24 protein-coding genes and 1 other annotated feature are annotated in these 26,171 nt (G+C 41.2%); all 24 genes read left to right on the top strand.

What is annotated here, in order from left to right:
- The first annotated feature begins 23 nt into the window (after positions 1-23).
- The 24 genes from ftsA to pyrE all read left to right on the top strand — a co-directional run bounded on the left by ftsA (position 24) and on the right by pyrE (position 26,065).
- On the top strand, positions 24-1,304 hold the full coding sequence (gene ftsA / locus ACZ42C_RS02660) for a cell division protein FtsA (protein ID WP_461181008.1): 1,281 nt from the start codon (positions 24-26) through the stop codon (positions 1,302-1,304).
- A 72-nt stretch (positions 1,305-1,376) separates the two neighbouring features.
- Positions 1,377-2,516 carry a cell division protein FtsZ gene (gene ftsZ, locus ACZ42C_RS02665; protein ID WP_461181009.1) on the top strand — a complete coding sequence of 380 codons (1,140 nt, stop codon included), beginning with the start codon at positions 1,377-1,379 and terminating at the stop codon, positions 2,514-2,516.
- Positions 2,517-3,026: 510 nt separating this feature from the next.
- Complete coding sequence (gene spoIIGA / locus ACZ42C_RS02670; RefSeq protein WP_461181010.1) at positions 3,027-3,947, top strand: sigma-E processing peptidase SpoIIGA; 921 nt, start codon at positions 3,027-3,029, stop codon at positions 3,945-3,947.
- A gap of 14 nt (positions 3,948-3,961) precedes the next feature.
- Positions 3,962-4,681 (top strand): RNA polymerase sporulation sigma factor SigE, encoded by a 720-nt coding sequence (gene sigE, locus ACZ42C_RS02675; protein WP_461181011.1) that lies wholly within the window; start codon positions 3,962-3,964, stop codon positions 4,679-4,681.
- A 129-nt stretch (positions 4,682-4,810) separates the two neighbouring features.
- A complete protein-coding gene (gene sigG, locus ACZ42C_RS02680) occupies positions 4,811-5,593 on the top strand; it encodes an RNA polymerase sporulation sigma factor SigG (protein ID WP_461181012.1) in 783 nt (260 codons plus the stop codon).
- Between the two features lie 985 nt (positions 5,594-6,578).
- Positions 6,579-6,836 carry a YlmC/YmxH family sporulation protein gene (locus tag ACZ42C_RS02685; RefSeq protein WP_461181013.1) on the top strand — a complete coding sequence of 86 codons (258 nt, stop codon included), beginning with the start codon at positions 6,579-6,581 and terminating at the stop codon, positions 6,834-6,836.
- Positions 6,837-6,893: 57 nt separating this feature from the next.
- Positions 6,894-7,700: a peptidoglycan editing factor PgeF gene (gene pgeF, locus ACZ42C_RS02690; protein WP_461181014.1), complete on the top strand. Its 807-nt coding sequence runs from the start codon at positions 6,894-6,896 to the stop codon at positions 7,698-7,700.
- 26 nt (positions 7,701-7,726) lie between these two features.
- Positions 7,727-8,398 (top strand): YggS family pyridoxal phosphate-dependent enzyme, encoded by a 672-nt coding sequence (locus ACZ42C_RS02695; RefSeq protein ID WP_461181015.1) that lies wholly within the window; start codon positions 7,727-7,729, stop codon positions 8,396-8,398.
- 23 nt (positions 8,399-8,421) lie between these two features.
- Positions 8,422-8,841 carry a cell division protein SepF gene (locus ACZ42C_RS02700; protein ID WP_461181016.1) on the top strand — a complete coding sequence of 140 codons (420 nt, stop codon included), beginning with the start codon at positions 8,422-8,424 and terminating at the stop codon, positions 8,839-8,841.
- Between the two features lie 8 nt (positions 8,842-8,849).
- Positions 8,850-9,116, top strand: coding sequence for a YggT family protein (locus ACZ42C_RS02705; protein WP_461181017.1), 267 nt, complete (start codon positions 8,850-8,852; stop codon positions 9,114-9,116).
- A gap of 12 nt (positions 9,117-9,128) precedes the next feature.
- A complete protein-coding gene (locus ACZ42C_RS02710; RefSeq protein WP_461181018.1) occupies positions 9,129-9,905 on the top strand; it encodes a YlmH family RNA-binding protein in 777 nt (258 codons plus the stop codon).
- 77 nt (positions 9,906-9,982) lie between these two features.
- The gene (locus ACZ42C_RS02715) at positions 9,983-10,486 is read left to right on the top strand and encodes a DivIVA domain-containing protein (protein WP_461181019.1); all 504 of its coding nucleotides are present in this window, start codon (positions 9,983-9,985) and stop codon (positions 10,484-10,486) included.
- A gap of 60 nt (positions 10,487-10,546) precedes the next feature.
- Positions 10,547-10,769: a binding site (T-box leader), on the top strand.
- Positions 10,770-11,020: 251 nt separating this feature from the next.
- Positions 11,021-13,777, top strand: a complete 2,757-nt coding sequence (gene ileS / locus ACZ42C_RS02720) for an isoleucine--tRNA ligase (RefSeq protein ID WP_461181020.1) — start codon at positions 11,021-11,023, stop codon at positions 13,775-13,777.
- A gap of 530 nt (positions 13,778-14,307) precedes the next feature.
- Entirely contained in the window at positions 14,308-14,778 is a 471-nt protein-coding gene (gene lspA / locus ACZ42C_RS02725) for a signal peptidase II (RefSeq protein ID WP_461181021.1), read from the top strand.
- Positions 14,775-15,686, top strand: coding sequence for an RluA family pseudouridine synthase (locus ACZ42C_RS02730; RefSeq protein WP_461181022.1), 912 nt, complete (start codon positions 14,775-14,777; stop codon positions 15,684-15,686). The genes lspA and ACZ42C_RS02730 overlap by 4 nt, the downstream gene beginning before the upstream one ends.
- Positions 15,687-15,849: 163 nt before the next feature.
- Complete coding sequence (pyrR, locus tag ACZ42C_RS02735) at positions 15,850-16,392, top strand: bifunctional pyr operon transcriptional regulator/uracil phosphoribosyltransferase PyrR (protein ID WP_461181023.1); 543 nt, start codon at positions 15,850-15,852, stop codon at positions 16,390-16,392.
- A gap of 252 nt (positions 16,393-16,644) precedes the next feature.
- Positions 16,645-17,574 carry an aspartate carbamoyltransferase catalytic subunit gene (locus ACZ42C_RS02740; protein WP_461181024.1) on the top strand — a complete coding sequence of 310 codons (930 nt, stop codon included), beginning with the start codon at positions 16,645-16,647 and terminating at the stop codon, positions 17,572-17,574.
- Complete coding sequence (locus ACZ42C_RS02745) at positions 17,528-18,811, top strand: dihydroorotase (RefSeq protein ID WP_461181025.1); 1,284 nt, start codon at positions 17,528-17,530, stop codon at positions 18,809-18,811. The genes ACZ42C_RS02740 and ACZ42C_RS02745 overlap by 47 nt, the downstream gene beginning before the upstream one ends.
- Complete coding sequence (locus ACZ42C_RS02750; protein ID WP_461181026.1) at positions 18,804-19,904, top strand: carbamoyl phosphate synthase small subunit; 1,101 nt, start codon at positions 18,804-18,806, stop codon at positions 19,902-19,904. The genes ACZ42C_RS02745 and ACZ42C_RS02750 overlap by 8 nt, the downstream gene beginning before the upstream one ends.
- Positions 19,897-23,094: a carbamoyl-phosphate synthase large subunit gene (carB, locus tag ACZ42C_RS02755; RefSeq protein WP_461181027.1), complete on the top strand. Its 3,198-nt coding sequence runs from the start codon at positions 19,897-19,899 to the stop codon at positions 23,092-23,094. Before ACZ42C_RS02750 ends, carB begins: the two co-directional genes overlap by 8 nt.
- Positions 23,091-23,846: a dihydroorotate dehydrogenase electron transfer subunit gene (locus tag ACZ42C_RS02760; protein ID WP_461181028.1), complete on the top strand. Its 756-nt coding sequence runs from the start codon at positions 23,091-23,093 to the stop codon at positions 23,844-23,846. Before carB ends, ACZ42C_RS02760 begins: the two co-directional genes overlap by 4 nt.
- The gene (locus ACZ42C_RS02765) at positions 23,846-24,754 is read left to right on the top strand and encodes a dihydroorotate dehydrogenase (protein WP_461181095.1); all 909 of its coding nucleotides are present in this window, start codon (positions 23,846-23,848) and stop codon (positions 24,752-24,754) included. Before ACZ42C_RS02760 ends, ACZ42C_RS02765 begins: the two co-directional genes overlap by 1 nt.
- Positions 24,754-25,467, top strand: coding sequence for an orotidine-5'-phosphate decarboxylase (gene pyrF / locus ACZ42C_RS02770; protein ID WP_461181029.1), 714 nt, complete (start codon positions 24,754-24,756; stop codon positions 25,465-25,467). The genes ACZ42C_RS02765 and pyrF overlap by 1 nt, the downstream gene beginning before the upstream one ends.
- A complete protein-coding gene (gene pyrE, locus ACZ42C_RS02775) occupies positions 25,451-26,065 on the top strand; it encodes an orotate phosphoribosyltransferase (RefSeq protein WP_461181030.1) in 615 nt (204 codons plus the stop codon). Before pyrF ends, pyrE begins: the two co-directional genes overlap by 17 nt.
- Positions 26,066-26,171: the final 106 nt, after the last annotated feature.

Here is a 26,171-nt window from a genome sequence, read left to right on the forward strand (position 1 = left end):
TCGAAAGAGGGGGTGCCTTATCTTTGAACAATAGTGAGATATTGGTAAGTCTTGATATAGGAACAACAAAAGTAAAAGTAATTATTGGAGAAGTGTTAAATGATTCATTGAATATTATCGGCGTTGGAACAGCAAAATCCAACGGTTTAAAAAAAGGGGCAGTAGTGGATATTGATCAGACAGTGTATTCCATTAAAAATGCGGTGGAACAGGCTGAAAGAATGGTAGGTATGCAAATTGACCGTGTAGTAGTCGGGATCAATGGAAACCACATACAATTACAGCCTTGCCATGGTGTTGTGGCTGTTCAGAGTGAAAATCGTGAAATTACAGATGAAGATATAACAAGAGTAATTGATGGCGCACAAGTAGTGTCGATCCCTCCTGAACGCGAGATTATAGATGTTGTTCCACAACAGTTTATTGTAGATGGTTTGGATGAAATAACAGATCCGCGCGGAATGATTGGTGTAAGGCTGGAAATGGCAGGCACCATTATCACCTGTTCAAAAACTTTCTTACATAATATTTTGAAATGTGTGGAACGCGCCGGGCTGGAAATTGCGGATATTTGTCTTCAGCCTCTTGCAGCAGGCACTGTCGCACTATCAAAAGATGAAAAAGAGATGGGCGTGGCATTAATTGATATTGGTGGTGGTTGTACTACCATATCTGTTTTTGAAAATGACCATCTTGTTTCCACGGGTGTAATTAACCTTGGAGGAGATAATATTACGAAAGATCTATCGATCGGTTTAAGGACATCCACGGAGGAAGCGGAGGATATTAAGCTGAATCATGGTCACGCCTTTTATGATGATGCCCAGGAGGATGAAGTTTTTGAAGTTGGAGCGATAGGAAATAATGCAAAACAAACTTATAATCAGTTGCAGGTGGCAGATATCATTGAAGCCAGGCTGGAAGAAATTTATGCTTATGCAGAAAATGAAATAAAAAAACTCGGCTTTGGTGAGTTGCCTGGTGGGTATGTATTAACCGGTGGGACAATGACCATGCCAGGTGCCCTTGAATTGGCACGGGACTTGTTCCGTTCCAATGTCCGTATTGCCATCCCTGATTACATCGGTGTAAGAGAACCACATTTCACTGCTGGTGTGGGAATATTGCAATTTGCCTATCGTAATGCGAAAATACAAGGAAAAGAAATATTCCCTGCTGTACAGATACAACAGGAGGAGCAAAAAATAAAACGAAATACAAAACAGCCAAAATCAAATGCACCGAAAGAAAAAAAGAAAAAAGAGTCCAAAATAGCTAATATGTTTAAGTATTTCTTTGATTAACAAATCCGTTAAACCTCTGAACGAATAGAGCTATTGGACCACTTGCAATTTGCATATTAGGAGGAACGAAATATGTTGGAATTTGATACAAATATGGAAGAATTAGCAACAATTAAAGTAATCGGTGTTGGCGGCGGTGGTAATAACGCTGTAAACCGCATGATAGAACACGGAGTTGAAGGTGTCGAATTCATTGCTGTGAACACGGACGCTCAGGCACTTAATCTTTCTAAGGCAGAAGTGAAGGTTCAAATTGGCAGTAAACTAACCCGGGGTTTGGGTGCCGGAGCGAATCCGGAGGTCGGAAAAAAAGCTGCCGAAGAAAGCAAGGAGCAATTGGAAGAGGTATTGCAGGGTGCAGATATGATCTTTGTGACAGCTGGTATGGGCGGCGGCACCGGCACAGGCGCAGCACCTGTTATTGCACAGGTGGCCAAGGACTTAAATGCACTGACAGTCGGCGTTGTTACACGGCCATTTTCTTTTGAGGGGAGGAGACGTTCGACCCATGCCATCACGGGAATTGATACATTAAAAAGTAATGTCGATACGCTGATCGTCATCCCCAATGATCGGTTGCTGGAAATCGTTGACAAGAACACTCCAATGCTGGAAGCATTTCGGGAAGCGGATAATGTACTCAGACAAGGTGTCCAGGGCATTTCGGATCTGATTGCAAAACCCGGCTTAATTAATGTTGATTTTGCCGATGTAAAAACGATTATGTATGACAAAGGATCAGCATTAATGGGGATTGGTGTCGCGACCGGCGAAACCCGAGCTACGGAAGCTGCGAAAAAGGCTATCTCATCACCTTTATTGGAAACATCGATTGATGGGGCACACGGTATTTTAATGAATATTACCGGCGGTATAAACTTAAGTTTATATGAAGTACAGGAAGCGGCAGATCTAGTAACATCTGCTGCAGACGAAGAAGTAAATGTAATTTTCGGTTCTGTTATTAATGAAAATTTAAAAGATGAAATTGTTGTGACTGTCATTGCAACAGGTTTTGACGAAGCAACGAAAAAGCCAAACAGAACGCCAAAAACGGAGCGTCCGGTAGTTGGCCATAATCAGCATGCTGCAACAAGAGCAAATGATGAGCCGCCACGGGAACAAAGGGAATCTGTGCAACAGCAGCGTCCGAGACAGGAAGATGAATTGGATATTCCCACCTTCCTCAGAAATCGTAATCGAAACAGATAATTATATGGGAAGGAAGCAAGCGCTATAATGTGCACTTGCTTCTTTTTTTGCATTTATTTTGGTTCATAAAATAATGCTTGAAAAATTTAAATTCCAATACTACATTAAAACGGTTGTACATCTTCTCTGAATTAATCTACATCTATTTATTTCTTCAATATCCATCCCTGCAGATTCAATCTAACCTGTCAGCACGCCATTCATCTGCTTTTTCATTTCATACAATACTTTTTTGTCCGTAACCCTCATTTGTATAGTGACAAACTATTCGATAACTAGCTAAAATTAGTCGGATTATGCATACAGGATGTGACAGACTTTGCTTCCAGTATCCCTTATACTTTTTTTAAATGTATGGGGAGGTTTTTTTATTTAGCAGGAATTAGTATATTTCTGCTTATCATACAGCAGGTTTATAGGATTTACCCATAACCATAGCTTACAAACAATCTATCACTTTTAAAGAATAGTAAAATGGATCATCAATTGTGGCAGAAAGGAAGAATATATTTGACTATATACCTTGATGCTGTATGGATGTTGAATTTATTGCTGGATATGATGCTATTATTTTTGACCCAGGCGTTGGGAAGAGAAAGTACAAGAAAAAGACGAATAATTTTCGGGGGAGTAGTTGCATCCCTCATTGTCCCTGTTTCTTTCTATTTTCCTGATTCATTCATTACCAGTGCAGTGGGAAAGATTTTATATTCCATACTTATTATTACTTGTACTTTTGGTTATGGATCATTATCCCGAATATTAAAACTATGGTTACTGTTTTACTTTGTATCGTTTTCGATAGGAGGTGGTTTAATTGCCCTACACTTTCTATTCCAGCAGCCGGTAAGTATAACTGCAAATGGTATTTTAACTGTGAATCATGGGTTCGGAGATCCAATCAGCTGGTTATTTGTCTTCATAGGGTTTCCATTTGCCTGGTTGTTTACAAAGCGGCGTATGGACAGGCATGTGGCGGAGAAAATCCGCTACGATCAATTATGCCCCGTTACGCTAAAAATAAAACAGAAGAGCTATTCTACTTCCGGTTATATTGATAGCGGTAATCAGCTTTTTGACCCCATCACGAAGAAACCCGTTATTTTATGTGACGAAACTTTTTTAAAACAATGGTTCTCTGAAGAAGACTGGGAAATCATGAAACATTTACAGGAACATCTGGACTTTGCCAAAATACCTGAAAGCTGGAAAAACTATATTCAAATCATTCCGTACCAGGGAGTTCAGGGGAAGAGTATGTTTTTACTTGCGATCAGACCTGATGAGATCAAGATAATATATGAAGAAAAAACGATTGTTACCAGTAACTTTCTAGTTGGAATTCAATTTGCGGAGCTGGTAAAAGACAGAAGCTATCATTGTTTGCTTCACCCGCAAATGATTCAATTACCTGCAATTCATTCTGCATAAAGGGGAGATTCTGAGTGAAAATATTAAAATTACGTTTGCGTTTATGGTGGTATAAAATACAGATTAAGCTGGGGATCAAATCCGATGAAATTTATTACATAGGAGGAAGTGAAGCACTTCCTCCTCCATTGTCCAAGGAGGAAGAAAAAGAGCTGCTGACCCTTTTGCCAAAGGGAGATCAATCAGCAAGAGCTGTATTGATAGAACGAAACTTGAGGCTTGTCGTGTATATTGCACGCAAATTTGAAAATACCGGCATCAATATTGAAGATTTGATCAGTATTGGAACGATCGGTTTAATTAAAGCTGTAAACACGTTTAACCCGGAGAAACAAATTAAGCTGGCAACCTATGCGTCCAGGTGTATTGAAAATGAAATACTCATGTATTTACGCAGAAATAATAAATTAAAATCTGAAATCTCTTTTGATGAACCATTGAATATAGACTGGGACGGAAATGAATTATTGCTCTCCGATGTACTTGGTACAGAGGAGGATATTATTACGAAAGACTTGGAAATCAGTGTGGATAAAAGTCTGTTGAAAGACGCTCTATCCCAGTTAAATGACCGTGAAAAACAAATTATGGAACTCAGGTTTGGTTTAATTGGAAAAGAAGAAAAAACGCAGAAAGATGTGGCTGACATGTTAGGTATTTCACAATCGTATATTTCCCGCCTGGAGAAAAAAATAATCCGGCGGTTAAAAAAAGAATTTAATAAAATGGTGTAACCTTGTCATCAAAAGGTTTTCCATGATTTTTTAGCATTTGACTGTCTTATCTGTCTGCATAAAAACCCTTCCACGGGGAGATACTGTCCATGAACAGCATCACCACCAACTGGGAGGGTTAAACAGATAATGACTAGACATAAAGTAGAAATATGTGGTGTTGATACATCAAAACTGCCTGTACTTACCAATGAAGAAATGCGAGAGTTATTTATACGAATGCAACAGCAAGATGATCTTTCGGCAAGGGAAGAACTGGTAAATGGCAATCTGAGATTGGTGCTAAGCGTTATTCAACGTTTTAATAACCGGGGTGAATATGTTGATGACTTATTCCAGGTAGGTTGTATCGGCTTAATGAAATCAATTGATAACTTTGACTTATCGCATAATGTAAGGTTTTCAACGTATGCTGTTCCAATGATCATCGGGGAGATCAGAAGATATTTACGGGATAATAATCCTATCAGGGTTTCCAGATCATTAAGAGATATTGCTTATAAAGCGTTACAGGTTAGAGAAAGATTGATTAATAAAACGTCAAAAGAACCAACCGCCATGGAAATTGCCGAGGAAATGGATCTTCCCCACTCGGATATTGTCTTTGCGATGGAGGCAATTCAGGATCCCGTTTCCTTATTTGAACCTATTTACAATGATGGCGGGGACCCGATATTTGTTATGGATCAAATAAGCGATGATAAAGATAAAGATTCAACATGGCTGGACAAACTATCCCTTAAAGAAGGGATGTATCAGCTGAACGATAGAGAGAAAATGATCTTAAATAAGCGCTTTTTTCAGGGAAAAACACAAATGGAAGTAGCAGATGAGATTGGTATTTCCCAGGCACAGGTATCCAGACTGGAAAAAGCCGCGATCAGCCAAATGAATAAACAGATGTTTGAATAATTTATGTGTTTATATCTAAACGTAACTACTGGCAACACTAGGGGACACTATGTGTCAGGGTTTTACCGATCAGTTACACATTAATATGAATTTGCTAAACATAAGTCTGGGGGTATATTATAAGCTTTTACTTTAAAAAAGTTAATAACGAATAAGATTGGGAACAGGCTGTTGAATGTCTGTTCCTTTTTGATGTTATCGCGGACAAATTTAATTAGGAAAAGGAAAAAATGTCTTTGATAAAAAGTATCGTGGACAAAATCGGTTAGAAAATGGCTGAAATGTCTATGAGGAAGGGTATCGTGGACAAAATCAGCTAAGAAAAGCGTAAAATGTCCTTGAGAAGCGTTATCGTGGACAAAATCAGCTAAGAAAAGCGTAAAATGTCCTTGAGAAGCGTTATCGTGGACAAAATCAGCTAAGAAAAGCGTAAAATGTCTTTGAGAAGCGGTATCGCGGACAAAAGACGGCAAAAAGTGTTTAAAAGGTCATCGGGGATCCTTCATACACTAATTAAGGTTCATGAAGAGTAAAAATTCGAAAGACTACTATCATAAGTGAGAGACGCTTTTTTTCGGGATGGAGAGGATGGTTGGATTATTTCTAAAGAAATGAATTTTTTACTCATTAACTACAAAAATATTCAGGGACTTCTAAGGATGAAGGGAGTCGGAAAGACTTTGCAAGCACGACAGCGAGGTTCACCGACTGTCCGGGACAGAGAATACAATAAAAAAAGGATGAAAAGAGTTTGATAAATGATTTTTATTGGATCGAGCATTTAGCGCGCATTTTTCGCATGACGAAATTGTGCTGTTAAAAGGCACAGGTGTTTCCTAAGCGGATTACTTCTACATAAAGTGCTGCGTTTCATTTGCACTATACTCTTTTATCCTAGTCTCATATGACGGGAAACCAAGTATCATCATGTTTTCTAAAATCACTTTTACCTGCATATAGATATAGTATACTGGGGGTGAAGAGGATGATCAGATTATCGGAGCTTCAATTAAAAGAAGTAATCATTATTGACGATGGAAGCCGGCTGGGTCATATTCACGACCTGGAGATAGATACGGATATTGGTAGAATTGTTGGAATAGTCATTATGATGAAGGAGAAAAAAGGTATCTTTGATAAACCGGAAGAACTGGTAATTCACTGGAGTCAAATTATCCGCATAGGGTCTGACGTGATCCTTGTCAGGAATGTGGACCAGCCTAAGTTATACAGTCCTTCCTAATAAGGGAAATCATTGTTAAAATGGACAAGTAGTTCAGGTAAATAGAGGAGGCAGCCTATGGAACCATTTATACTGGAAAAAGAAAGGATACTGTTCATCAAAAAATGGCAGCACAAGATCCCAGGATTAATTGCCGGTTTTACTACAAGAAACGGGGGAGGAAGTAAAGCACCGTTTGATACTTTAAATATCGGTCTGCATGTAAATGATGAAAAGCAATCTGTATTGGCCAACAGAAAGTTGGTTGTCGATGATTTATCTTTCTCTATCAATGATTGGGTCAGTGGAGAGCAAGTCCATAAGACAAATGTAAAACAATTGGATCATGAGAATAAAGGCAGCGGTGCCACTTCAAATGCAGATTCCATTCCGGATACGGATGGATTAATTACCAATAAAAAAGGTATTTTGTGCACTGCTTATTTTGCAGATTGTGTTCCGCTGTATTTCCTAGATCCAAAAACGGAATATATCGGCATTGCACATGCCGGGTGGAAAGGCACCGTGAATGGCATGGCATCTGAGATGGTTGCCGCATTGAAAGAGAGAGGCGTGCCTGCAGAAAATCTGCATGTTGTGATTGGGCCATGTATTTCCTCATCCTATTATGAGGTAGATAATCATGTTGTTCGTCATATATCGTCAAAATACAGGGAGAGCAGTGTAACACCTCGGGGAAATAACCGGTATTTGCTCAATTTAAAACAATTAAACGTAGATATCCTTTTACAAGCAGGGGTATTACGTAATAATATAGATATAACCAACTACTGTACGTATAAAGACAGAGAGTTATTTTTTTCACATCGAAGAGATGAGGGGAAAACAGGAAGGATGGCAGGATTTATTGGCTTTTCCCTTTAACTATATTTAAAGGAGAAATGGTAATAATGGATGTAGCAGGAAACTTGGAAAACATAAAAGAACAAGTGAGACAGGCTTGTGCAAAAAGTAATCGAAATATAGAAGAAATAACCATTATTGGTGTGACGAAATATGTTACAATAGAACGAGCAGAAGAAGCATTGCAGGCAGGAGTCACGAATTTTGGAGAAAATCGGCTTGACGGTTTTCTGAAAAAACATGATCATTTTAAGAACAGGGCAAAATGGCACTTTATTGGAACATTGCAATCGAGAAAGGTAAAGGATGTCATAGATAAAGTCGATATGATTCATTCCCTGGACAGGATGTCATTGGCCAAAGAAATAAATAAACGTGCAAAGGAAACGATCGACTGTTTTGTTCAGGTCAATGTGAGCGGGGAAGAAACAAAGCATGGACTGGAGCCTGGAGAAGTGTTGCATTTTGTGGAAGCACTGCAAAAATATGATAAAATACGCGTCGTCGGACTGATGACGATGGCACCTCATATTGAGGACAAGACCCGCTTAAGAGAGGTATTCAGATCACTTGCTCATTTACGGGAAGAAGTAAGTAATCAAAACTATGCCCATGCACCTTGTGAATATTTATCCATGGGTATGAGCAATGACTACCCTTTAGCCGTGGAAGAAGGTGCAACCCATATACGTATTGGTTCCAGCCTTGTGGGAGAATAAAATTAAAGGCAAGAGGTGAAAATATGAGTTTTAAGGATAAGGTTAAAAACTACTTCACATTGGAAGATGAATATGAGTATGTTGAAGAACCTGTTGAACCGAATAAATCCATGGATAAGCAGAATAAAAAGAATGTCGTTAATCTATCAAGTATTCAACATTCTCCTGCAAAGGTTGTGCTCTGTGAACCGAGAAACTATAATGAGGCTCAGGAGATTGCCGATAACGTTGTAAACAAAAGGGCAGTAGTGATCAATCTGCAGCGGGTGGAGCATGAGCAGGCAAAAAGGATTGTGGATTTCCTCAGCGGAACTGTTTATGCAATTAATGGGGATATCCAAAAGCTTGGTGCAGATACGTTTTTATGCACACCTGAAAATATTGATGTGACCGGATCCATCACAGAATCCTTCGCGGAAAACGAATACGAAAAAGGATGGTAAAATAAAATATGGCTTTATTGTTTGGATTAATTTCGAATGCATTAATGATTTACAGTTATGCATTAATCGTATATATATTTATGTCCTGGTTCCCGGGTGCACGCGAGTCTGCATTTGGAACCTTTCTTACTAAAATTTGTGAGCCTTACCTTGAACCATTTCGGAAAATCATTCCCCCGCTCGGGATGATTGATTTATCGCCAATTGTTGGAATTCTGGTTCTTCATTTGGCAAGGTTCGGCGTATATGAGCTATATCAGATGATTGCGTTATAAAGGAAGTTAGAAATGGATATTTACCAGCATTTCCGTAAAGATGAAAGACCATTTATTGACCAGGTACTCTCATGGAAGGAGCAGGTGGAAAGATCGTTCATCAGTAAGCAGACGGATTTTCTTGATCCGAGAGAGCAGCAAATTGCCGAAATGATTATTGGCAGTAATGAAGCGGATGTGAAGTTAAATATATTTGGTGGTTTCGATCATGCGGAAAGACGACGGGCCATCATATCTCCTTATTATGAAGAAGTAATGGAGAAAGACTTCCAGATCATCCTGCTTGAAGCAACCTATCCGGAGAAGTTTCTTACGTTAACACACAGGGATATTTTAGGAGCATGCCTGTCCCTGGGATTGAAAAGAAATGTAATAGGAGACATTATTGTCGGAGAAGGAAAAATTCAAATTATCGTTGCCGCTGAAATAGCTGCATATATCTCGGCAAACCTGACTTCTATTAATAAAGCGACGATTCATTTGCAGGAAAAACCACTCTCCTCCATCAAGGACAAACAGATGGACTGGATAGAAAATGATCATACAATTGCCTCCTTGCGGCTTGACGTTGTTTTAAAGGAAACTTATCATCTTTCGCGAAAATCGGCGTTTGAGCTCATTAAAAGACAATTTGTGAAAGTAAATTATAAAGTTGTTGAAGAAGCAAAGTTCGTACTGCGTGAGGGTGATATGCTGTCAGTCCGTGGAAAGGGAAGAAGTAAACTGGTATCAGTGAATGGCAAAACAAAAAAAGATAAGTTGAAAATCACTATGGCTATGCTAAAATAGAATAAACCAACAGAAATCAGAGGATCCTGTCGGAAATCAATTTTTGTTTTACCAGCAGATAGAACGGAGGTGGCCACATGCCATTAACACCATTGGACATTCATAATAAGGAGTTTACAAGAAAGTTTAAAGGTTATGATGAAGATGAAGTAAATGAATTTCTGGATCAGGTCATTAAAGATTACGAAATGACAATCAGAGAAAAGAAGGATTTGGAAGAGAAGGTCAAGCAGCTCAATGAAAAACTGGGACACTTTACAAATATTGAAGAGACATTGAACAAGTCCATTTTAATTGCTCAGGAAACAGCTGAGGAACTGACAGGCAATGCCACAAAGGAATCCAAATTAATCATAAAAGAAGCGGAGAAAAATGCCGACCGGATTATTAACGAAGCTTTAACAAAATCACGACGGATTTCCATGGATGTGGAAGAGTTAAAGAAACAGGCAAAAGTATTCCGGACGAGATTGAAAATGCTCGTTGAAGCTCAAATGGATATGATTAACACAGAGGATTGGGAAGACCTTTTTGATACAGATATTGGAGAAGAACTTGAATTGGCGGAAAATGAGTCATAGGCCTTGACGTTACCCGGAATTATACATATAATTCATAATCATAATCAAATTTTTTCAGATTGAAATGCGATGAAGGAAACAGTATAGAGGATATATCTGTTCCAGCGAGTCAGGGACTGGTGGGAGCCTGATGCAGAATTGCCTGTAGAACATCATTCCGGAGCAGCCATTATGAATGAAGTAATAATGGACGTCGGTTCACGTTACGAATATCGAGTGAATTTAAAGTCCAGACAGATTTTAAATTTATAAGGGTGGTACCGCGAGTCTTCTCGTCCCTTTAGGGATAGAGGACTTTTTTTATTTTAAACAGCTGTTCTTTATAATTACTACATTAAAATCAAGGCATGTAATCCTGTAATGAAACAACGGATAGAAGATGGTCGCGCTTCAAACATATTGAAAAAATGTTCCACTAGGTTCTGCGGGGAAAATAATCTTTCGGGGACGTTTGGAGCAGCTGGAAAATATACTGAAACAGCCTTAGAAATGAACCAATATAATAGCGTAGCGTAAAAATAAGGAGGAAATAACATGGATTATAAGGAAACATTATTAATGCCGAAGACAAAATTTCCCATGCGGGGAAATTTGCCTAATAAGGAACCACTGAGACAGCAAAAGTGGGAAGAAGATAAAATATATGAAAAAGGGCTTCAAAGAACGAAAGGAAGACCGTTATTTATTCTCCATGACGGCCCTCCGTTTGCAAATGGCGATCTTCATATCGGTCATGCGCTTAATAAGATACTGAAAGATTTTATAACACGTTATAAATCCATGTCAGGCTATCACGCACCGTATATTCCAGGTTGGGATACGCATGGGCTGCCGGTGGAAACGGCACTTACCAAATCGAAAAAAATTAACAGAAAGGAATTGGATATAGCTGAGTTTAGAAGAATGTGTGCGGAATACGCACTGGGGCAGCTGGATAATCAGCGTACGCAATTTAAAAAGATGGGTGTCCGCGGAGACTGGGATAACCCGTATATTACACTTACGAAAGATTATGAAGCTGCGCAGATAAAAGTATTCGGCGAGATGGCCAAGAAAGGATATATTTATAAAGGACTGAAACCTGTATATTGGTCGCCAACCTCTGAATCTGCACTTGCTGAAGCGGAAATTGAATATAAGGATAAGCGTTCTCCGTCCATATACGTTACTTTTGAAGTGAAAGACGGAAAAGAGCTGCTGGCCGGGGATGAGAAAATAATTATCTGGACAACTACACCCTGGACGCTGCCTGCCAATATGGGAATTACATTGCATCCGGATATTCAATATGCCGTTGTCGAAGAAGCCGGAGAAAAATATGTTATCGCGGAAGCTTTGTTGGAAAGCATTTCAGAAGAATTGGAGTGGGAGGATCCGAAAGTTGTGCAAACATTTAAAGGGGAAAAAGCCGATAAAATTGTGGCACAGCACCCTTTCTATGATCGCGATTCTCTGATTATGCTTGGGGATCACGTAACAACAGAAGCAGGAACTGGATGTGTCCATACTGCTCCGGGACACGGGGAAGATGATTTTTATGTTTCCGCGAGCTATGGATTGGATGTATTGAGTCCTGTTGATAATAAAGGTGTATTTACTTCAGAAGCTCCTGGGTTTGAAGGGCTGTTCTATGATAAAGCAAATAAAGTAATTACGGAGAAACTGGAAGAAGCGGGGGCACTGTTAAAGCTTTCCTTCATTACTCACTCCTATCCGCATGATTGGAGAACTAAAAAACCGACTATTTTCCGGGCAACTTCTCAATGGTTTGCGTCCATTAAGGATTTCCGCGACAATATATTGGATGAAATTAAGGAAATTAACTGGTATCCAAGCTGGGGAGAAACAAGACTTCATAATATGGTCAGGGACAGAGAGGACTGGTGTATTTCCAGGCAACGGACATGGGGTGTTCCAATACCTGTCTTTTATGCAGAGGATAACACACCGATTATTACAGATGAAACCATTTCCCATGTGTCAGACCTATTCAGGGAACATGGATCAAATGTGTGGTTTGAACGGGAAGCAAAAGATTTATTGCCGGAAGGATTTACATCCGAACATAGTCCAAACGGAAAATTTACGAAAGAAACCGATATTATGGATGTATGGTTTGATTCCGGCTCATCCCATGAGGCGGTTCTCATGGAACGCGAAGATCACCGTCGACCAGCAGATATTTATCTGGAAGGAAGTGACCAGTACCGTGGATGGTTTAATTCTTCCCTATCGACAGCGGTAGCTGTTACAGGAAAAGCACCATACAAAACCATTATAAGCCATGGATTTGTACTTGATGGAGAAGGAAGAAAAATGAGTAAATCACTGGGGAATGTGATGGTGCCTGCCAAGGTGCAAAAACAGCTTGGTGCCGATATATTGCGCCTGTGGGTATCTTCTGTGGATTATCAGGCAGATGTTCGTATTTCTCCGGATATCCTGAAGCAAATTTCCGAAGCATACAGAAAGATTCGCAATACGTTTCGCTTTATGCTGGCCAACCTGGCTGATTTTGATCCGAAGCGGGACAGTGTTCCTGAAGCCGAGATGGAGGAAGTCGACAAGTATATGCTTCACCGGTTGCAGAAGCTGCTGAAAGATGTTCGGGAAAACTATGAGGAATATGAATATTCCCCGATCTACCACCAGATTCATAATTTCTGCGCGGTTGATTTGAGTTCATTCTATCTCGATTTTGCAAAAGATGTTCTATACATTGAAGCTGCTGATGACAAACGCCGTCGCAGTATTCAAACAGGCTATTATGAAATTCTGACAACACTTGTAAAACTGTTGACACCAATTATTCCTCATACAATGGACGAAGTATGGGAATATATTCCGGGTGTGGGGGAAGAAAGTGTTCAATTAACAGATATCCCCGAACCGAGAGAAATTGCCGGGTTGGATCATATCGCAGAAAAATGGAATCATTTTATGAACATTAGAGATGACGTGTTGAAAGCATTGGAAGAAGCGAGAAATGAGAAAGTAATCGGGAAATCGTTGGAAGCAAGCGTAACAATTGCACCAAAAAATAAAGAAACGAAAGATGTCCTTCTTTCCATCGCGCATCTGCATCAATACTTAATTGTCTCTGAAGCAAATGTGACAGAAGACAATTCATCCATGAAAGAGTATCAGTATGTAGATGTACTGGTGGAGAAACATCCGGGCGAGAAATGTGAACGCTGTTGGGTTTCAACAGATACACGGGGAGAAGACGCGGATCATCCGGAGCTTTGTTCCAGGTGTGCAAGTATTGTAAAAGAACATTATCCTGCATAAAATGTATAAGGCTGCCTCCAATGAAGATGAGGCTGGGACATAACTAACTTTATTGGAGAAAAACCCAACAAAACCACACACCCAGCTCCGGGAATATACGGAGACTCCTTGAAAATGCTATGCATTTTCTCACGAAGATGTAATGCTGCTTGTCCAGCAGGATAAAAGGCATCGATGAGACCCCACAGGGCAACATTAATGAAGGTCGACTACAAACGCCCTTTGCGGGCAACGTCGGCATACCCCTTGTCGGGGCAAGGAGGCTCATCAGCCGCCTGCGGCCAAGAAGACACTGAGAAAACGACCAACGGGAGTTTGATTAGATTCGCACTTGTGCCCGTGGTGAAAGCGAAGTATATTCCCGGAGCGGCCGGTGATAATCTATCACTATGATTTGCTCGGATTCTCTTCTAGGTTTTAAAGTTATGTCCCAACCTCATCATGAGGCAGCCTTTTATTTTATAAATTGCTTATGCTTTAAATAACATATAAAATAAAAAGGTAAGCTATTTGAGTTCGGAGGAAATTGCATGCACTGGTATTATGTAATTGCGCTCGTCATTATAATATTGGATCAAGTAACAAAGTGGATTATTGTCAATACAATGGAATTGGGAGAACGAATCCCTGTCATTGAAAATTTTTTTTACATAACATCTCATCGGAATGCCGGTGCAGCCTGGGGAATTTTGCAGGGGCAAATGGTTTTTTTCTATATCATAACTGTCATTGTCGTCATTGGCATTATCTTTTACATGCAGAAGTATGCAAAGGAAAACAGGCTGCTTGCAGTATCATTAAGCCTTCTGCTGGGTGGAGCAATTGGAAACTTTATTGATAGGCTGTTGCATCAGGAAGTGGTGGATTTTCTTGATTTTCATATTTTTGGCTATAATTTTCCAATCTTTAATGTAGCTGACTCATCTCTCACTATAGGGGTAATGCTTGTTATTATCGTTACCATTATAGATGAAAGAAAGAAAGGAAAGTCGAAAACATGACGAAACTTCATCACAGAGTTACAAAAGAACACGCCAAAACACGTATTGATAAATTATTGGCTGATTTAAATAAAGAAAATTCGCGTTCCCAGGTGCAGGACTGGATTGCAAAAGGACTTGTTACCGTTAATAATGAAACGGTAAAAGCCAATTACAAGTGCCAGCCGGATGACGATATTAAATGGGAAGTTCCGGAAATAGAACCGGTAATGTTGGAAGCGGAAAATATAGTATTATCCATAGTACATGAGGATAATGATTTACTTGTAGTTAATAAGGAAAAGGGAATGGTTGTACACCCGGCAGCAGGACATGCCAGCGGTACGCTCGTGAATGCGTTACTGTATCACTGCGGCAATTTATCCACTTTGAACGGAGAAGAACGGCCCGGAATTGTTCACCGGATTGATAAGGATACAAGCGGCTTACTCGTCACAGCAAAAAATGACGTCACACATCAGGCCCTGGCTGACCAGCTTGCTGAAAGGAAATTTGTGCGCGAATATGAAGCGGTAGTGCATGGCAGAATACCACATGAAACAGGTGTCATTGATGCACCGATTGGCAGGGACCCAAAAGATCGCCAGAGGATGGCTGTTACCGATAACGGAAAGCCTGCCATTACTCATTTTCGAGTATTAAAAACCTACCCTGATTATACCCATGTAATATGCCGGCTGGAAACCGGAAGAACTCACCAAATCCGTGTACACATGAAATACATAGGGTATCCATTGGTCGGTGATCAAAAATATGGTCCACGGAAAACAATGGATGCGGACGGGCAGGTATTACATGCAAAGACACTGGGTTTTACCCACCCGACATCAAAGAAATGGATGGAATTTTCAGTGGGGCCCCCGCAATCATTTCAGGACATTTTAGCATATATCGATAAAATGTATTGACTTTGACAGGGATATTTGAAATAATAAAGCCAATAGAATATTGCCCTTTTAATAAAGTCCAGCGAGGCTAAAAAGGAACCGGGATGAAACATAATGCTTGAAGTGTACCCTAAACCCCTTTTTTCCTCATGGGAAAAAGGGGTTTTTTATTAGGAGTGAAACGATGAAGAAAAAAACAGAATTACTTGACGAACCGGCAATGAACCGGGCATTAACCCGAATTGCTCATGAGATTTTGGAAAAAAATAAAGGAGCGGATCAGCTTGTTTTGGTAGGTATCAAGACAAGAGGCGTACCACTGACAAAGCGGCTACAGGAAAAAATTAAACAAATTGAAGGAAAATCCGTACCTATTGGAGAATTGGACATCACGCTTTACCGGGATGACCTGGAAAAGGTTGACAATAGTGAAGACCCCCAGCTTAAAGCTGTGGATATACAGGAAGATATGACAGGCAGGATTGTAGTGTTGCTTGATGATGTTTTATACACCGGAAGAACGGTCAGAGCAGGAATGGATGCCATTATGGACATGGGAAGACCGGCACAGATTCAGCTTGGCGTACTCGTTGACAGGGGCCATCGTGAATTGCCGATCCGTGCCGATTATGTCGGGAAAAACATTCCGACATCGGAAAAGGAAATAGTTGTAGTGGAATTGAAGGAAACGGATGGAAGAGATTCCGTGGCCATTTATGAAAAATAAATAGAACCTTTAAAAAAGATCCGGAGAGGTCTGAAAGGTTGCATGAAAAGCATATCTCCCACGATATGTGTACCTCTTTGCGGCCTTTTGCAAAGAGGTTTTTTATTCGCACGCTAAGAAAACACAAAAATTTTTGCTGAGAAGCCAATTAGAGGGAGTTTAAAACTTTCAAGTCTCAAGTATAAGAAAAACTGGCGCATTCATTAAAGGGGGAGCGAATGCGAGATTTCTAAAAACAAGGAGGAAACCGGTATGAAACATTTTATCTCTGTTGACCAGTTAGCCATCGAGGAATTATATGACTTGTTCGATACTGCAGAGAGGTACCGTTTCGGAAATATTGCCAAACCGCACAGCCAGCTTTTCGCAGCGAATTTATTTTTTGAACCGAGTACACGCACCAAAATGAGTTTTACTATTGCTCAAAAGAAGTTGGGAATGGAAGTTCTGGATCATCATAACGAAAGTTCCAGTACGAGAAAGGGAGAATCATTGTATGATACGGCAAAAACATATGAAGCCATAGGGGCAGACTTGCTTGTCATCAGAGATACATCTGATGACTGGATCGTTGACATTGAAGGAGAAATTTCCATCCCGATTATTAACGCGGGAGCCGGTCAAAAAGAGCACCCGACCCAATGTATCCTTGATCTATTAACCATTTATCAGGAATTTGGAGACTTCAGCGGGTTGAAAATTGTAATTGCAGGAGATATTAAACACAGCAGAGTAGCCCACTCAAACGCCGCCGCACTGAAACGGCTGGGTGCTCAAGTGTATTTAAGTGCAGCACCGGGGTATGAAGATGAGAGATTGAACTTTCCATATATTTCAATGGATGAGGCGGCGGAAATTGCTGATGCGCTGATGCTTCTCCGGATTCAGCATGAAAGGCACGGTGTTTCCCAAAATATAGCCAATTACCTGGAGCAATACGGATTAACGAAAGAACGGGAGAAAAAGATGATGAATCATGCCGTTATCCTGCACCCGGCACCGGTCAATCGCGGGGTGGAAATTGATACAGATCTGGTGGAATGTGGCCGGGCAAGAATTTTTAAACAAATGAACAATGGTGTTTACGTACGAATGGCTATCATTACAAAATTATTGGAAGAGCGGGGGATTCTAAATGAAGATTCTACTAACCAACGTCAAGCAGCTTTCATCAGCATATGAAAAGGAAGCAGTGCAAATTCTGATTGAAAATAAAAAGATTAAAAGAATAGCACCGCAAATAGAAGAAGGGGCGGAAAAAATTATCGATGGAAAGGGAAAACTGGTATTACCGGGGTTTATTGATGTTCATATTCATCTGAGGGAGCCTGGCGGGGAATATAAGGAGACGATTGAAACTGGTACGAAAGCAGCAGCCAGGGGCGGGTTTACCACTGTATGTGCCATGCCCAATACGAATCCGGTACCCGATCACGCAGAAAAAGTTCAGGACTTGTTTCATAGAATAGAAGAAAAAGCAGTCATCCGGGTTCTGCCGTATGCTTCCATCACTAAAAATCTGCAGGGAGAGGAAATAACTAATATAAAAGAAATTGCCAATGAAGGTGTCTTTGCTTTTACGGATGATGGTGTTGGCATTCAGACAGCGGACACCATGCTGGCTGCAATGAAGGAAGCAGCTGCGGCTGGTAAGCCGATTGTTGCCCATTGTGAAGACAACTCCATTCTTTATGGCGGGGTAATGCATGACGGGAAAGTAAGCAAAAAATTGAAACTCCCAGGCATTTCTTCGCTCAGCGAATCCGTTCAGATTGCCAGGGATGTGCTGCTGGCTGAAGCTGCGGGCTGCCATTATCATGTCTGCCATGTTAGTACAAAAGAATCTGTCCGTGTAATACGCGATGCCAAGAAAGCAGGTATACATGTTACCGCAGAGGTGACACCACACCATTTGATTCTCAATGAAAACCATATTACCGAGGACGATGCGAACTATAAAATGAACCCACCGCTTCGGGCCAAAGAAGATCAGGAGGCTTTACTTGCAGGACTCATAGACGGAACGATAGATTTTATCGCTACCGACCATGCTCCTCATTCTGATGAAGAAAAGTCCCATGGTTTTCTGAAGGCACCGTTTGGAATAACCGGTCTGGAAACGGCATTCTCTCTACTTTATACTCACTTGGTCAAAACTGATAAAATAAAACTACATCAGTTAGTAGAATGGATGACAGTAAAACCGGCAGATGTCTTTGGGTTGCCATATGGCAGGCTGGAAGAAAATAGAGTGGCTGATTTAACTATTGTTGATTTGGACCATACGACTGTCGTTGACAGGGAAGAATTTTATTCCAAAGGAAAAAATACACCTTTTCATCAGTGGAAAGTTTCCGGGATGCCGGTACTTACGATGGCAGAAGGGGAAATTGTATTTCAGGAGGACAGCAATGAATAAACGACAATTGGTTCTTGAAGACGGCACCGTTTTTATCGGTACAGGTTTCGGAAGTGAAAAGACAACAATAGGGGAAATTGTATTTAATACAGGAATGACAGGCTATCAGGAAGTGATATCTGATCCATCCTATTGCGGGCAGATTGTGACGATGACTTATCCGCTTATCGGCAATTATGGCATCAATCTCGATGACTTTGAAACAGTAACACCTTTCTTGCACGGTTTAATTGTGAAAGAAGCAAGTCGTATGCCCTCCAATTTTCGCAGTGAAGAAAGCCTTGATACCTATTTGAAAGAAAACGAGATTCCCGGTCTTGCCGGTATAGATACAAGGAAGCTGACCAGAATCATCCGTAAGCACGGTACAATGAAGGCAGTAATGACAAATATGGACGCATCTCCTGAGGAATTAGTGGAAGAATTGACACACACAACACTGCCGAAAAATCAGGTAAAAAAAACGTCGACACTAAAACCATATGTCGTTCCCGGCAGAGGAAAAAGAATTGTTGTTGTGGATTTTGGTATGAAGCATGGTATTTTACGGGAGTTAACAAAACGGGACTGCCATATTACTGTCGTTCCATACAACTACAGTGCAAATAACATATTACGGTTAAAGCCGGATGGAATCATGCTGACAAATGGCCCTGGAAATCCAAAAAATGTACCTGAAGCTGTGGAAATGATTAAACAGGTGCTCGGGAAGACCCCCGTATTTGGTATATGTCTTGGTCATCAGTTGCTTGCGCTGGCAAGTGGAGCCGACACGGAAAAAATGGTATTTGGTCACCGAGGCGCCAATCATCCGGTCAAGGATCTCAAAAAGGGAAAAACTTATATTACGTCACAGAACCACAGCTATGAAGTGAAAAGAGAAACACTTCAAGCTGCCGACCTTGAATTAACTCAGCAATCCCTGAATGATGGCACAATAGAAGGAATCGCACATAGAAAACACCCTGCGTTCTCCGTGCAATATCATCCGGAAAGCGCTCCAGGTCCTGAGGATACCGGTCATTTATTTGATGAATTTCTAAAAATGACTGAAAGGAATCAATGGGAAAAAGGAGAGAAAACACATGCCTAAAAATGTAAACTTACAAAAAATTCTCGTCATTGGTTCAGGACCGATCGTAATTGGACAGGCAGCGGAATTTGACTATTCCGGTACACAGGCTTGCCAGGCTTTAAAGGAAGAAGGTTATACAGTAATACTGGCGAACTCGAATCCGGCGACAATCATGACAGATACTACCGTAGCCGATAAAGTATATATGGAGCCGTTAACTGTTGAGTTTTTAACAAAGATTATTAGGAAAGAGCGGCCGGATGCACTTCTTCCAACGCTTGGTGGTCAAACCGGCTTAAATTTGGCAGTTTCCCTGGAGGAAACAGGGATACTTGCAGAATATGAAGTTAAATTGCTCGGAACGTCTTTGGAAGCTATTCAAAAGGCGGAAGATCGGGAAAAATTCAGAAGCTTAATGCAGGCAATAGATGAACCTGTACCGGACAGTCAGATTGTTAATACAGTGGAAGAAGCGGTTGATTTTGCAACGAAGATTGGTTTCCCGCTAATTGTGCGTCCTGCATATACACTTGGTGGAACAGGCGGCGGCATGTGTTATAATGAGGCGGAATTAAGGGAAATAACGCGCAATGGTCTTACTTTATCCCCGGTGAATCAATGTTTAATTGAGAAAAACATTGCCGGTTATAAAGAAATTGAATATGAGGTGATGAGAGACGGCAATGATCAGGCGATCGTAGTGTGCAATATGGAAAACGTGGATCCGGTCGGGATACACACCGGAGATTCCATTGTTGTGGCACCGTCTCAGACTTTAAGTGACCGGGAATATCAGCTGCTCAGAAATGCCTCGCTGAAAATTATCAGAGCACTGAAAATCGAGGGCGGATGCAATGTACAGCTTGCATTGGACCCGTACAGCTTTAACTATTACATTATCGAAGTAAACCCGCGTGTCAGCAGATCATCAGCACTTGCGTCTAAAGCGACCGGCTACCCAATTGCGAAAATGGCAGCAAAAATAGCCGTTGGACTGACACTGGATGAAATTATAAATCCGATAACCGGAACGACATATGCCTGCTTTGAACCAGCGCTTGATTATGTTGTAGCAAAAATACCGAGATTTCCATTTGATAAGTTTACCTCCGGTGACCGCTCTCTCGGAACGCAAATGAAAGCAACCGGAGAAGTCATGGCGATCGGAAGAAATATTGAGGAAGCCCTGCAAAAAGGAGTAAGATCCCTGGATGCCGGTTCAGAAGAGCTATGGCTGGAAAGTCTGACAGAAATGTCCGAAGCAACGTTGAAACAGCGTATTCAAATAGCTGATGATGAACGCCTGTTTGCTTTGGCGGAAATGTTCCGCAGAGGAATGACTGTGGATGAAGCCTTTGAAATTACAAGAATAGACCGTTTTTTCCTTATTAAATTGGAAAACCTGATTCACTTGGAGAAAAAACTTGCCGATCATCCATTCACAAACAAATTATTGCAAAAGGCAAAGGAACTTGGGTTTTCGGATGCACATATTGCCAGGGTTTGGCATACGACTGCTGACGAGGTTTATAACTGGCGTGTATCAGAAAAAATTGCCCCGGTGTACAAAATGGTGGATACATGTGCTGCTGAATTTGAGTCGGAAACTCCATATTTTTATAGTACGTATGAGGATGAAAATGAATCATTGCCATCCGAACGGAATAAAATCCTTGTACTTGGTTCCGGCCCAATCCGTATTGGACAGGGGATTGAGTTTGACTATGCAACGGTTCATTCCGTATTGGCAATTAAAGAAATGGGCTATGAAGCTATTATTATGAATAATAACCCTGAGACGGTATCCACTGATTTCAGCATTTCCGACAAACTTTACTTTGAACCACTTACACTGGAAGATGTCATGCATGTAGTTGAATTGGAAAAACCGGCAGGCGTCATTGTGCAGTTTGGCGGTCAAACAGCCATTAACCTTGCAGCAGGGCTGCAGCGCCGGGGAGTAACCATACTGGGAACAGACCTTGAGGCAATTGACAAGGCGGAAGACCGGGATAAATTTGAAGTTCTCCTTGATGAACTTAATTTGCTGCGTCCAAAAGGGAAGACGGTTTTAAAACTGGACCAGGCGATGACGACAGCAAATGAAATTGGTTACCCTGTATTGGTAAGACCTTCCTATGTGATTGGCGGCAGCCGTATGGAAATTGTATATAATGACGATGAACTGCATACTTATTTGGCTAAAAACAAGGCGACAAATGAGCACCCGATATTGATCGATAAGTATGTAACAGGTATTGAAGTGGAAGTTGATGCGATTAGTGACGGGGAAACTGTCATTATACCGGGAATTATGGAGCATATTGAAAGATCAGGTGTTCATTCAGGTGATTCCATCGCTGTGTATCCGCCGCAACGGCTCAGCCCGGAAGTAAAACAAAAATGTCTAGACGCCACTGCAAAAATTGCGAAAGCATTAAACGTAAAAGGATTAATAAATATACAGTTTATTATTAAAGATGAAGAAGCATATGTCCTGGAAGTAAATCCGCGAGCAAGCAGAACAATACCTTTTTTAAGTAAAATTACCGGGATTACAATGGCCAACTTGGCAACCCGGTGTATTTTGGGAGTTAAACTATCGGAATTGGGCTATGAAACGGAAATATTGCCTGAAGATGACCAGGTTTCTGTAAAGGTCCCTGTATTTTCCTTTGAGAAGCTGCGCAGTGTGGATACCATCCTTGGACCGGAAATGAAATCGACCGGGGAAGCCATCGGTTATGACAAAACATTGGAGAAAGCATTGTATAAAGGTCTGGTTGCTTCCGGTTTGTCCGTACCCAGGGAAGGAGCGGTTCTTCTAACCGTAGCGGATAAGGATAAAGAGGAAATACTTGAGATTGCAGCGCGTTTTCACCAACTGGGCTTCCAGTTATATGCCACAAAGGGCACAGCATCGTTTGTCGGAAAAACGGGCATTCCCGTTAAAGAGGTGGCAAAAATCGGGTCGGATGAACCGAACGTATTATCCATTATCGAAAACGGAGATGTACAATTTGTTATCAATACGTTAACTTCCGGAAAACAGCCGCGATCCGACGGTTTTAAAATACGTCGGGAATCAGTGGAGCACGGGATAGCCTGTTTAACCAATCTGGATACTGCCAACGCAATTTTAAATGTCATTGATTCAATGACATTTCACGCAAAACCGATGATAAAACAAGGGGCTGGTTCAGCATGAAAAAAGTGGAAGAACTGAAAATTGTTTACACAACGGTAATTGCACTTGATACGGTGGAAATGGTGCTCAGGAACAGGTATATCAGCCAACACGCCCTCCCCGGTCAGTTTTTGCATATACATGTAAAGGGACATACACTGCGCCGGCCCATTTCGATTGCAGATGTGAATCGGGAGGAAGAAACGGTGACGATTTTATTTAAAGTTGTCGGCTCTGGAACAAGTCATTTGGCATCATACGGCCCCGGTATGCACATTAACGCCCTGGGGCCGAACGGAAATGGCTTTACCGATTTGGCAAAGCCCGGGGAAACAGTCTTGATTGCAGGCGGGGGGATTGGTGTACCACCCCTTTATTATTTAGGAAAAACGTTGGAAAAGAATAGGGTGAAAGTGATTTCCGTACTCGGTTTCCAATCAAAAAATTATGTTTTTTATGAGAAAGAATTCAATAAACTTGGAGAAACTTTTATCGTGACAGATGATGGATCATACGGAGAAAAAGGTTTTGTGACAGATGTTTTGGATCACATAGGGTCATTTGCCCGTTATTATTCCTGCGGACCTGCACCAATGCTTCAGGCAATCACCAAAAAACTGGACGGAAAACCGGGATATATTTCCCTGGAAGAGCGTATGGGTTGTGGCGTTGGAACATGTTTTGCCTGTGTTATTCCTGCAAACACAGAAGGCGGCTACAAAAAAATATGTCAGGACGGACCGGTGTTTCTGGCACAGGAGGTATCATTATGATTGATTTATCCATTCAATTGCCCGGGCTGCATTTGAAAAATCCAATTATGCCTGCATCAGGATGCTTTGGTTTTGGCAGGGAGTACAGTGAATTTTATGATCTTGGAAAACTTGGGGCAGTAATTATGAAGGCTGCCACAGGCAGTGAACGGTTTGGTAATGATACCCCAAGGGTAGCTGAAACCGCATCAGGTATGCTGAATGCGATCGGATTGCAAAACCCAGGTGTAGAAAAAATTTTGGAAAGAGAAGTCCCTTTTCTTTCCAATTATGAAGTGCCTGTCATTGCCAATGTAGCGGGAAGTACACCGGAAGAGTACGAGATGGTGGCTGCTGCTTTTAATAAAACAGACAAGGTACATGCGTTGGAATTAAATATTTCCTGTCCGAATGTAAAAGAAGGCGGCGTTCAATTTGGAACAGATCCCGACATGGCAGCAGAAGTGACGGCAATGGTGAAAAAGGCCAGTAACCTTCCCGTCTATGTAAAGCTTTCTCCCAATGCAGGAGATATTGTTGGAATGGCAAAGGCAGTGGAAAATGCGGGGGCAGATGGATTATCCATGATAAACACGATTACTGGAATGCAGATACATCTGCCGGGCAAACGTCCTTTGCTTGCCAATAAAACCGGTGGATTATCAGGGCCTGCAATTAAGCCTGTTGCTGTAAGAATGATTTATGAAGTAAAACAGGCTGTTTCGATCCCGATCATCGGAATGGGTGGGATTTCCAATGCAGAAGATGTCATTGAATTCCTGCTTGCTGGAGCAAGTGCAGTGGCAGTGGGCACGGCAAATTTCCAGAATCCATTTGCCTGTCCCGATATTATTGACGCTCTACCGGAAACATTACGGAAATATGGATTTCATTCTGTACGGGAAGTCATTGGAAAGGGGATTAATTGATGGAGCACCCTATATATTTAGCTTTGGATTTTCCAACCTGGCCGGAGGCGGAGCATTTCCTGAAGGAGAATGAATTTGCAGGCGTGCCGGTTAAAGTTGGCATGGAGCTATTCTATCGGGAAGGTCCGCATATTATAGAAAAGCTAAAGGAAAATAATCATCCTGTCTTTCTTGATTTAAAGCTGCATGATATCCCAACAACAGTCATGCGTGCCATGGAAAATCTGGCAAGACTTGAAGTGGATATTGTCAATGTACATGCATTGGGCGGCAGTGAGATGATGAAGCGGGCAAAAGAGGGGCTGCTTCGTGCACCTGTAAATCATGAGGTCAAATTATTGGCAGTTACGATCCTTACTTCCATGGATGAACAAACAATGAATAAACAACTTTTAATACCTGGAAATGTGCGCGGAAATGCTGTCCATTTAGCGTCAATGGCAAATGACAGTGGAACGGACGGTGTCGTTTGTTCCGTCCATGAAGCCCGTTCGATTAAAGAAGCATGCGGTTCCGATTTCCTGACAATGACACCGGGCATCCGTCTGGAAAATACGGCGCAGGATGATCAGAAACGGATAGCTACACCTACATTTGCCCGGGAAAATGGAGCAGATATGCTGGTGATCGGCAGAAGTATTACGAGAGCTGATCAACCTGGCCAAAACTATGAAAAGGCAGTAAAGGAGTGGGAAAATGGCTGTAAAACATGATGTGGCAAGGGATCTGTTAAAAATAAAAGCGGTTCAGATTAACCCGGACCACTATTTTACCTGGACGTCCGGTATTAAATCACCGATCTATTGTGATAATCGATTAACGATGTCGTATCCTTCCATACGAAAGAAAATTACAAAAGCATTTGTTGAACTTGTTGAAGAATTAAGGGAAAAGCCGGAAGTTATTGCGGGATGTGCTACAGCAGGAATTCCCCACGCAGCATGGCTTGCCGATGAATTAAATCTTCCCATGGTTTATGTGCGTTCCAAACCGAAAGCCCATGGTAAAGGAAATCAAATCGAGGGTGAAATAAATGAGGGGAAAAAAGTGCTTGTCATTGAAGACCTGATTTCCACCGGTGGTTCATCCATTGATACAGCAGTTGCATTAAGAAGAGCAGGTATGGAAGTCATTGGCGTATTTGCCATTTTTACTTATGGCATAGAGAAATCAAAGAACGCTTTTGCAGCGGAAAACCTGGACCTGGAGACGATTACAAATTTTGAACAGTTAATAGATGCTTTAGTGGAAGATGGAGAATTGCAGGAAAAAGATAAAGGCAAACTACTCGAATGGAGAAACAGGTTGTAAGTGAGATTAATGCACGTTGTAAATGAACATGATGAGACTGGGACATAACTAATTTTATCTTTCATGTTATGTCCAGCCTCTATAGTTTTATCTTGGAGACGATGAT

Source organism: Virgibacillus kimchii (assembly GCF_055379185.1).